Origin of the sequence: Burkholderia sp. 572 (assembly GCF_040545135.1) — a bacterium.
GTDB lineage: Bacteria > Pseudomonadota > Gammaproteobacteria > Burkholderiales > Burkholderiaceae > Burkholderia > Burkholderia cepacia.
Genome location: NZ_JBEPLH010000001.1, coordinates 240384 through 249277 on the forward strand (window position 1 = coordinate 240384; position 8894 = coordinate 249277).

Annotated in this window: 17 protein-coding genes; 8 read left to right on the plus strand and 9 right to left on the minus strand. The window is 60.6% G+C overall.

From position 1 onward, the window contains the following. Positions 1–43: 43 nt before the first annotated feature. Positions 44–199, plus strand: coding sequence for a hypothetical protein (locus tag ABIC51_RS01100; RefSeq protein ID WP_175898571.1), 156 nt, complete (start codon positions 44–46; stop codon positions 197–199). Between the two features lie 230 nt (positions 200–429). On the opposite strand, the gene ABIC51_RS01105 is transcribed toward ABIC51_RS01100, so the two are convergent. Next, positions 430–633, minus strand: a complete 204-nt coding sequence (locus ABIC51_RS01105; RefSeq protein WP_011548695.1) for a cold-shock protein — start codon at positions 631–633, stop codon at positions 430–432. A gap of 676 nt (positions 634–1309) precedes the next feature. Further along, entirely contained in the window at positions 1310–1459 is a 150-nt protein-coding gene (locus ABIC51_RS01110) for a hypothetical protein (protein WP_226128266.1), read from the minus strand. Here ABIC51_RS01110 and ABIC51_RS01115 point away from each other — a divergent pair. Beyond that, positions 1449–1598: a hypothetical protein gene (locus ABIC51_RS01115; protein WP_226128268.1), complete on the plus strand. Its 150-nt coding sequence runs from the start codon at positions 1449–1451 to the stop codon at positions 1596–1598. The two genes, ABIC51_RS01110 and ABIC51_RS01115, sit on opposite strands and share 11 nt — an antisense overlap. 68 nt (positions 1599–1666) lie before the next feature. After that, positions 1667–1906: a hypothetical protein gene (locus tag ABIC51_RS01120; protein ID WP_175898569.1), complete on the plus strand. Its 240-nt coding sequence runs from the start codon at positions 1667–1669 to the stop codon at positions 1904–1906. Between the two features lie 31 nt (positions 1907–1937). Here ABIC51_RS01120 and ABIC51_RS01125 read toward each other — a convergent pair whose 3' ends face one another. The 3 genes from ABIC51_RS01125 to ABIC51_RS01135 form a co-directional block, all read right to left on the minus strand. Further along, positions 1938–2102: a hypothetical protein gene (locus ABIC51_RS01125; protein WP_155253141.1), complete on the minus strand. Its 165-nt coding sequence runs from the start codon at positions 2100–2102 to the stop codon at positions 1938–1940. Between the two features lie 75 nt (positions 2103–2177). Beyond that, the gene (locus ABIC51_RS01130) at positions 2178–2438 is read right to left on the minus strand and encodes a hypothetical protein (RefSeq protein ID WP_027790085.1); all 261 of its coding nucleotides are present in this window, start codon (positions 2436–2438) and stop codon (positions 2178–2180) included. A gap of 147 nt (positions 2439–2585) precedes the next feature. Beyond that, on the minus strand, positions 2586–2903 hold the full coding sequence (locus ABIC51_RS01135) for a hypothetical protein (protein ID WP_060083184.1): 318 nt from the start codon (positions 2901–2903) through the stop codon (positions 2586–2588). 798 nt (positions 2904–3701) lie between these two features. On the opposite strand from ABIC51_RS01135, the gene ABIC51_RS01140 reads away from it, so the two are divergent. From ABIC51_RS01140 to ABIC51_RS01150, 3 genes are all read left to right on the plus strand, one after another. Further along, on the plus strand, positions 3702–3974 hold the full coding sequence (locus ABIC51_RS01140; protein ID WP_027790088.1) for a hypothetical protein: 273 nt from the start codon (positions 3702–3704) through the stop codon (positions 3972–3974). Positions 3975–4022: 48 nt separating this feature from the next. Continuing rightward, entirely contained in the window at positions 4023–4310 is a 288-nt protein-coding gene (locus ABIC51_RS01145) for a hypothetical protein (protein ID WP_027790089.1), read from the plus strand. Between the two features lie 77 nt (positions 4311–4387). Then, the gene (locus ABIC51_RS01150) at positions 4388–4672 is read left to right on the plus strand and encodes a hypothetical protein (protein ID WP_059699230.1); all 285 of its coding nucleotides are present in this window, start codon (positions 4388–4390) and stop codon (positions 4670–4672) included. A 536-nt stretch (positions 4673–5208) separates the two neighbouring features. On the opposite strand, the gene ABIC51_RS01155 is transcribed toward ABIC51_RS01150, so the two are convergent. The 4 genes from ABIC51_RS01155 to ABIC51_RS01170 all read right to left on the minus strand — a co-directional run bounded on the left by ABIC51_RS01155 (position 5209) and on the right by ABIC51_RS01170 (position 7404). Continuing rightward, positions 5209–5418, minus strand: a complete 210-nt coding sequence (locus ABIC51_RS01155) for a hypothetical protein (protein ID WP_226113257.1) — start codon at positions 5416–5418, stop codon at positions 5209–5211. A gap of 229 nt (positions 5419–5647) precedes the next feature. Next, positions 5648–6379, minus strand: coding sequence for a Crp/Fnr family transcriptional regulator (locus ABIC51_RS01160; protein ID WP_006480091.1), 732 nt, complete (start codon positions 6377–6379; stop codon positions 5648–5650). A 572-nt stretch (positions 6380–6951) separates the two neighbouring features. Beyond that, the gene (locus tag ABIC51_RS01165) at positions 6952–7218 is read right to left on the minus strand and encodes a DUF1488 family protein (RefSeq protein ID WP_034195990.1); all 267 of its coding nucleotides are present in this window, start codon (positions 7216–7218) and stop codon (positions 6952–6954) included. Next, positions 7219–7404 (minus strand): hypothetical protein, encoded by a 186-nt coding sequence (locus ABIC51_RS01170; protein ID WP_027790092.1) that lies wholly within the window; start codon positions 7402–7404, stop codon positions 7219–7221. A 457-nt stretch (positions 7405–7861) separates the two neighbouring features. Here ABIC51_RS01170 and ABIC51_RS01175 point away from each other — a divergent pair, with 457 nt between their 5' ends. Both ABIC51_RS01175 and ABIC51_RS01180 read left to right on the plus strand, forming a co-directional pair. After that, a complete protein-coding gene (locus ABIC51_RS01175; protein WP_091923880.1) occupies positions 7862–8479 on the plus strand; it encodes a LysE family translocator in 618 nt (205 codons plus the stop codon). A 107-nt stretch (positions 8480–8586) separates the two neighbouring features. Then, positions 8587–8835 carry a hypothetical protein gene (locus tag ABIC51_RS01180; protein WP_027790093.1) on the plus strand — a complete coding sequence of 83 codons (249 nt, stop codon included), beginning with the start codon at positions 8587–8589 and terminating at the stop codon, positions 8833–8835. Positions 8836–8894 lie beyond the last annotated feature (59 nt).

The following is an 8894-nucleotide window of genomic DNA, read 5'->3' on the forward strand; positions in this document are numbered from 1 at the left end:
GTACCAACGCGACATGCGGGCCGCACCTCGTCCGGGCGTTAACGTGTCTCGTTATCGCGTCTCGGTGGAGCGCTTCTTGCCGCTCGATTTGATGGGCGCAGAGGGTGCATTCGGTGGCACCCAGTTCAGCGCCGTGCCGAGCACCGGCAAATCCCTGGCGCGCCGTGGTCTCGCGAGTGATCTTTTGTTGCGCGATTGACTCTTGGTCAAAGTTGCCTCTGTATGCGTCGATCGCGATCTCACGATGAATGAGCCGTCCGATCGTTCGCCACCGGATGCGCGGCATCCCCCACTTTCTTCCTTGGGGTGTACGTCTCGAGGCGAAACGGTAGCCTCAGCAGGACTGTGGGCGCCTGCGCGCGGATGCGAAAGATCCCCGACGTTGACTGCGCGGCCGATCCTGCACGCGGGACCGACGAATGATGTGGATTACTGAGGAACGATGTTCGAAGCCTGCAGCCCCTTGGGCCCGTTCTTCGTCTCGTAGCTGACCTTTTGACCTTCGGCCAGCGTCTTGAAGCCATCGCCGCGAATCTCCGAGAAGTGCGCGAACAGATCATCGCCGCCGCTGTCAGGCGTGATGAAGCCAAAACCCTTGTTGTCGTTGAACCACTTGACGGTACCGGTATCCATGGAAATTCTCCTGATATTGGACAAATGTATGCGCCCCGATAGCGGGGGCACGAAAAAGGATCAAGGAGGGAGAGGACAACGAATACCGCGTTCCGCGGTCAGTGATGAGCAGCAATCGCGCTTCTTGAAGGCTTCGGACACCCACCCTACGCGGGGCCCAACACCGTGTCAAGCTGTTTCGGTCGGCGCATTTCGGGTGGCAGCGCAGGACACGCCGCGGCCGGCGAGGCTCGCCCCGGTTGTATACCCTTGGCGCCGTGGCTTCGATTTGCTTCGAATGTCTAATTGAAATTTCGATGATACCGTCGTGGCCCCATCTCCCCGCGTATCGGCGATTGTTCACACGCAGCTGAGCCGGTCCGTCCCGCGCCCGATCGGGGCGGCATGCCATGCGGCGGTTCGCGCAGAACTTTCGCTGTACAAGTTCGCCAATGGGCGTAGGATGGGGTCGTTGACTGACTCACTACCGATTCCCGCGCCACTCAAGGCGCCCTCCCTCCGAACGTGATTGGGCCTCTCATCTAAACCGCGCAATGCGGACGAGCGCGCCGCGTATCGGCTGCGTATGCGAAGCGCCTGATCGATGCCTGTCTGCAGGACACGAGCGTGTTGGATAACGCGTCCTGATCCCTTCCTCGGTCCATCCTGTTTCTGCGTCCGCGGCGGCGCCACAGACTCAAACACGCCTGGCGCATGGCGCGCCGGCAACGTCGGGAGGCTGGATATGAACAGGAATGACCTGTTGAAGTGGATTCGGCGCGATGGTTCCGGTGTCATCGAACAGTTCCTGCCGTATGACGCTCGCGCCGAGATGGATGGCGATCATTCTCGATCGTCGTCATGAAATCGATGAGGATGCCTTTCCGATGTTTTTCTCGATCCGCGCGCTGTTGCGCAAAGGCGAAACGGTGAGCCGCGAACCGGACCAGGAAGCAGGCCGGATCATGGCACGCCTCAAGCTTTGACTGTTCTGGTCGCGACGATACGCTTCGCGGTGGCCACGGGCCCCGCGGCAACTGAAGGAGGAAGGAAAATGCAACTCGACTCAACCCGATTCCATATCGACCCGACACCGCGCAGGGCCGACGGGGAATACATGGCACACGCGCGGATCAGCATCGATCGTGCAGACGGCAGTAAGTGCGACGTTCAACTGAGCGGAGATCTGGCTGGCTTCGACGTGCGCGAGGATGCGATTGCCTTTGCGAAAAACTGGGCGCACGAATGGCTCGATGCGCATTTGGCCAACGATCTCCCCGTGTTGACAAATTGAAATTCGGGTGGCACGCCAGCCGCCCGAGCAATCAGGGCGTCGCCGGGATCGAGGCCGACGGCAATACATGCTGCTGCCAAGGCAGGTTGACGCGGTGTCGAAGGTCGGTCGAGAGGATGGCCATCCCTGGAGGGCCGCAGACCAAGGCAGCAAGCACGCCCTCCAACGGATTCATCACCGCCAGATCGGGCCGCATGCGTTCCGCATCCTCGAAGTCCGCGACTCTCGTGAGCCGAACTTCCTCCCAAGTGCGGCCCGTCGCGTCGGGATATCATTCCAGCCCGTCGAAGGCACCCGCTTCGAGATCTTTCCTGAAATGCTGTAGCCAGTCGCTTTCGTCGCCGATCACGTATTCCTTCGTAATCTGCGTCGAGAGCCTGGTGATGGTGACATAGCCCTGCAGACCGAGGTTCTCATCACCCTTCGGGTCGGTCGTATCCGTTTCCTGAAGATCGAAATCGCCCTCTGCCAAGCCACGGCTCTCCAAGGTCGCCAGAAAGTCTCTGTGTTCATCCGGTTCGATCAGCCGCATATCCGGCCCCCTCGTGTTCAGCGGAGATGTCGCGAGGCCGACGGCACGCGTTCGAGCGTTGAAATCATGCATACCGAACTCATGTGGAATACCTCACGATCCCCCACATACGGCGCTACCGGGAAACAGGCGTCATCGCCTGCAGTTTTATCGTCTGGGTCCTTTCATGCTTTCCGACTCCATGGCCGCATTCCACTCCTCGCTCGCCTCGATAGGGTCCATCGCTTCGTCGACCGAAGCCGTTGCGCGCTCGGCGGCCGCTTTGGTTTCGTCCTCCGCGGAGTCGACATCGCTGTTGCCGTCACCCGGGGGTAGCAGCATGTCCTTGAGCATCGCGCTTAGCTCCGGCGTGTCCCATGGCAGGCCACGCCGGGTTCGGACCTTTATGTAGTGTTTCACTTCCGCGTCCTGCTCCGCGGTTAGCGGCAGGCCCCGGAAGGTGCTTTGGGGGTCGGAGTCCGTCATCGCTGTCTCCTACTGCTATAGCGTCTTCAGTGTAGTCCCATTGCGACCATGAGAGTCGTGGCCGAAGCGCTCATTCGTCGAATCAAATGCCGTGCGTCGCCGCGGCAGGCAACAGCCGGCCATCGGCTGTCGTTGGCTGCCTACGTCGCCATGACATTTGATCGATTGAATCCACCTCAGTCAAATGACATTCCGTCCGTCCATGACCGACCGATCATGAAGGAATACGAATTGATATGAACACGCATTCAGACGATATTGAAGCGAAGCTGACCAGCGACGGCCCATGGCTGCAACTGACCGACGCGGTTCACGGGATGCATCGGCGATGCGGGCGATGACATGGCGCACGCAGGCCTTAACCGATCCATACGTGCGTAGCATGTTGACGTCAACGGAACAGGACACCAGGTCGAACCGCTACCGGCTGGCTTCGGCTCGTTGCTGCGGGCACGCCGGAGAGCGAACATCGAGCGTGCGAAGGAGTAGGGGCAGACGCCACCGATCACCTATGCTGGAAGCTCACGAGGAGCCGACTATGACGCCACATGATGTGATGATGATTTTCGAGCGTAGGAACGCAGAGGGAAAGGCGGCCGCCGATCTGGATCATGCTTGTGCCGGACTCGCCGGCTGGTTGGCGGAGGCATGGAGTCGATTAAGTGAGGATGAGATCGCAGTTCTGACGTCGATCGGCGCCTCGCTGTATCGCGAGGGGTATGCGAGGCGGTACTAGGCAGGCTCGGGGCCAGCGCGAATATATGGGCGGAGCGGACCGAAAGGGCGTATAAAGTTCGAATGACTATCCCCTCCGTTACCGCCGAGTCGGTCCTGGGCCTGTTCCGGCTCATTGCCGGGAGGGAGGAGCGCCGGACTTCCGGCGAATCGGCAAGGATGGCGGCGCTCCAGGCTCTTGCGGAGCAGCTTGCACGCAACCATCAGGCAATGACGGAAGACAGTTGGGATGCAGCCGTCCGTGTTGGCGGTCTGCTGTTGCGAGCGGAAATGATCAACAACGACGCTGACACAGTGGCGCTTGACCTGCTAAGCCGGCTGCGGCGGCGGAAATGAAAAGCTCGTTCGAGCGTATAGCAAGTCGCCCCCTGCGGAGTGGCCATCATGTCGACACACCTGCTTCTTCTCTACAAGGGGTACGAACTTCATCCCCTCGTCTTCGCCCGTACATTCAGTCGCTTTGACGGGCATTCCCGTTACGCCGAAGGGTATGACATCGCGGTACGGATATGCCGCCCGGGCGCGATAGCAACCTCCGCAGCGAGCCGTATTTTCAGGCTGGGCCAACCGCATACATACTCCGACTTTGGTATGGCAAGGCGTGCCGCCCGGCAGCAGGGAAAGGACATCATCGATGGAAAGGTGAGTGGAGCTTCGGTCATCGACATGTAGTTCGGTCAAACGCAGCGGTCGGCCACGACGACACGAGAAGCTGAACGCACGCATTCTTCCTCACCGGTATCGCCACCATGCAAAGTGATCGCAATGCGATTCCGTACTACCTCGTCTTACGGACTGACTGCCCACCGTATGTTCTGAACGCTGACCGCCTCGTGCTGCGCCGCGCGGCAAGCCCTCTCCTGCGAGCGTTCGCGAGAGCCCGCGGCGCGCCGACCTCGATCGCGGACGACGCATGGAGCGACTTTTCCGGCTCGGAATCCATTTCGCTCCTTGAGCGCACGGAGATGCGGGCCTACGCACTGGTTCGCGGGGCCGAAAGCGAACATCAACTCCGGATACTGGCTACTCTCTGACTGCACCAACGTGCGCATTCCTTGCAGACGGCGAGCTCAGCAGCCTATTCGAAACGAGGTCTGTTTGCGAAGGCATCCAGTCCGAATAATCGTCGATGGCGGTGACATCGCTTTGCTCCGCGCAGCGGCACCAATTTTGCATCTGGAGGCTCATTGATATCGCCCGGCCGACATCGTGTTCGGTGCTGGTCTTGCCATGCCTCCCCACGCAACTCGTCGAAAAGATCGATGCAGTGGCGAAATCGCGCCATATGAGCCGCGAAGCGTTGGTAGCCGAGTGTACGGAAGGAATTGGCGACCCGGCGTTGCGGTCCTCCTGCCACGAACTTGTCCTGGCGTAGCGGCCGAACGCGACTCGGCGAATTCATCTGCCCGGGTTGCGTCGCTTCACCGACGCGGGAAAGTGATGCATGCGCCGTTTGTCGTCACGAGCGACACGCCAAAGTAAAAAGCCGGCGTTTGGCCGGCTTCGAGTTCCGCCTTGCTGGGGCGGCTCCACGTTCTGTTTGAGAGCGAGGAGTTTTGCTACACATACGCTATAGGTTCGGCAGAAAACCCATGCCCAGACGCTTCCTTGCATCGGAAATACGCTGCCTGGGTGTAACGGCTTTCCACGAATGGGCACGGCTTCTCTGCCGCTCCGGGTGAACCACGGGCATGCCATCGTCGGTCGCGCGTGCCTCCGCCTGTTCTTGTTGCTCGTCCTTCACGTTTTTTTCCCATTTCGGGCAATCGTTCATCAACATGCTCCCTCCACAACCCCGGTTTCGTCATTGATTGGCTCGCGCCGCCCGAGTCGAGATAAAACTGCGCAAGCGATACGGATCGCGACGGCCCACTTCGATCACGGCGTTTACATCTCGATGAAGTCTGCGGCCGATCTGCAGTCCGTGCGTCATGTGTCAGCCTGCGCGTGCGAGCGTCTGAAGTCGGTACGCTGCCGTACGGGCGGGATGGCATGGATGCGGGATAGCATCAGCGCCGTTTCTCAAGGCGCTTCAAATCAGGGAGCAGGCGGTCGAATTCCCGCCTGACCACGCCGTAGCATTCGCACACGCGCTTCTCGAGCCCGGAGCGATCCAATACCTCGATGTGCCCATAGTTGTACCGGATCAACCCGGCATCCTGAAGTTTCAGTGCAGCTTCCGTCACGCCCGACCGGCGGACACCGAGCATGTTGGCGATCAGTTCCTGCGTCATTTTCAGTTCGCTCGATGGCAGGCGATCAAGGCTGAGCAGGAGCCACCGACAGAGCTGCTGATCGATCGAGTGATGGCGATTGCATACGGCTGTTTGCGCCATCTGTGTGATGAGCGCCTGGGTGTAGCGTAGCAACAGCCGCTGCATCGAACCGCCTCGACGGAACTCGTCTTTCAGGATGCGCGCATCGAGTCGGTAAGCGTGTCCCGCGCTTTGGACGATCGCGCGGCTCGGGGTTGTTTCGCCCCCCATGAATAGCGCGATGCCGATCAACCCGTCGTTGCCGACGATGGCAATTTCGGCTGACGAACCGTCTTCCATCACGTACAACAGCGACACGATGGACGTCGTCGGAAAATAGACGTGACTGAGCGCACCACCCGACTCGTACAGCACCTTTCCCAACGGCATGTCGACCAGCACGAGCTGCGGCGAAATATGCGCCAGATCTTCTACCGGTAATGCTGCCAGCAGATGATTTTCGATCATGGATGGCTGACCCGACATATGTCACTCCTCCAGTGGCTGCAGCCTCTACCCAAGACGCCCCAACGACACGAAGCGTCATCGGCTTGAGACTCGAACGCGCGAAGCAGACGTTACGCGAGAAGCCGGGCAGAGCCGGATATAGAAGATAGCCTTCGGTCGGATGCAGATTTCCGCTCGAAGGGTTGCAGCGCAGTGCCCACCGCTGGGCGCCATCTGATTTCCACGCCGACAGGCAGAGTGAGCGTTCGAACAGGATTGCCGGATGGGACAGATCGAATCCCTGCGTGGGCGGCAAGGTGCCGCAGCGTAACGCGTTGTAGCGCGTGGCCAGAGCGTCCGCGGCTAACGGCAGAGCAACACGCGGTGCGCCGTGAAATACCCGAAACGGATGATCCGGCTGGGTTGTCGAGTCGAGCCCCCCCAGGGCCAGGAGTGCAGAAGTCGAGACGGTGCTTGCTGCGTTCGTGACAATCAAGCAGCGCATCCTTCGACCGATCCATGCCCCCTCAGCCCCGGAATACTCGCACACGCGGCGAGTGCAGGTCAGAAAGAAGACGCACGTAGGGTACGCGTGCAAACGGGGGCCGACCTCACGAGATCGTGTACCGGTTCTGAGGTCCCCCCTTGTAAAGGTCTCGGGCGAGTCCCAGAATCCGGTCGCGATTGCGGTCGAAGGCCGCAAGCAAGGCGGGCTCGCCAGAATCCATGTCGAAGTTCAGTTTCGCCAGCATCGCATCGTCGACCAGAAAGGTAATCTCGCGAGAATTGTCGTAGCCCCAGAAACACACACAGTGTCTGGAAGCGTCGTAGGAGCGACTGGGATTCGGAAAGTTGAGCGTCACGGTGTTATTCGCCATCTAACTCTCCTGACAGATGTAACGCCACTTGCTCGCATTGACATCGATGCGGGCGTCATTTTCACGCCGCTTCTCGGCACGCTCGCTGTCCGCGCGCTTCAGTGCCAAGGCACGCGCCTTTTTCACGTCAACGTAATCGCTGTGGCTGGCGGGCGTGGCTGGCTTCAGTGCGGTTTGCTTAGGCATGCCGGTTCCCAAAAGAGAATTTCAAATTTCAGGACCGTCGCGGTGACTGAATTTCATCGTCGGCCGCCCTATACGAGGACCGGACGACGACCCGCAGGCTTGCCGCCGACGGCATCTCTCGCGCACGGAACTGGCGGATCAAACCTCGGAGGGAGGCTCGGTTGACGCGCGAAGTTCGCAGCTTCGACGTTCGCGCGCAGGATCGTCGTGGTGAGCCTTCTGCTTAGCTGTGCGGACAGGGGGAAGCGTAAGGAGTCAGAGCAAAACCATCTGTCACGCACATCGAACGTCATGAGAATGCGCGCTATACCACGGCCATGCAAGCGCTATCTCGCATCAGCGCACGGGCGATCAAACCCCGTACCGGCAATCGTCAATTAAACTGTGCCGGTACTGTACAGAAAACCGTCGCTAAACTGACCTCCATCCCAGTCCAGAACAGAATGGAGAATCCGCGATGGAATTCCTCACCCTGAGCGCGCTGCCCGCCGGCATGCTGTTTGCGCTCGTCACGTCGATCACGCCCGGCCCGAACAACACGATGCTGCTCGCATCCGGCGTCAACTTCGGTTTCCGCCGCACCATGCCGCACCTGTTCGGCATCAGCACCGGCGTCGCGATCCTGATGCTCTGTGTCGGCTTCGGCCTCGGCGAAGCATTCAAGCGCCTGCCGCTGCTCTATACGATCCTCGAAGTCGCGAGCGTCGCGTACCTGCTGTACCTCGCGTGGCGCATCGGCACGTCGGGCGAAGTGAAGGCGCACGGCGGCAAGCCGCGGCCGATGACGTTCATCGAAGCCGCCGCTTTCCAGTGGATCAATCCGAAGGCATGGATGATGGTGCTGACCGCCGCGACGACGATCCGCCTGTCCGGCGACTACGGGATGAACGCCGCGTGGATGGCCGTCGTATTCATTCTGATCGGCTTTCCGTGCATCAGCCTGTGGGCCGCGTTCGGGCTCGGCCTGCGCCGCTTCCTGTCGAATCCCCGCGCGCTGCGCCTCTTCAACATGACGATGGCCGTGCTGCTGATCCTGTCGCTGTACCCCCTGATCGCGCACCTGCTGCCGCAGTGAGCGCTCACGGCGCGCCCGTTGAGATTCGTGCCATGCAGGCGTACCCTTTTGGTACGAGCGCGCGCAACCGCTTCGCCGGTTGCGCCGCTGCTGCCGGGAGAGTGCCGATGAAGCCACTGCTGAGGGCGGGTGAACACATCGAGGGGATGCACTGGATCGCCGAGTATCGCCCGCTCACGCACGAGATTCGTGTGTTGCGCGAAGACATCGAGATCGGCATCTATTGCGCGCCGCCGACGATGTTCGGCGAAGAGGAAGACATGGGCGCCGCGAACCTCTCCGATCATCGCAGCCGGGAGGCCGCGCTGCGCGCGTATCTGCGCAACTTCGTGAAGGAACACGACGCGGAAGAATAACCGGCGGCCCGACGGCCGCCGTATCGGCGGGCCGGCGCATCGCACCGGCCCGCGCGTCG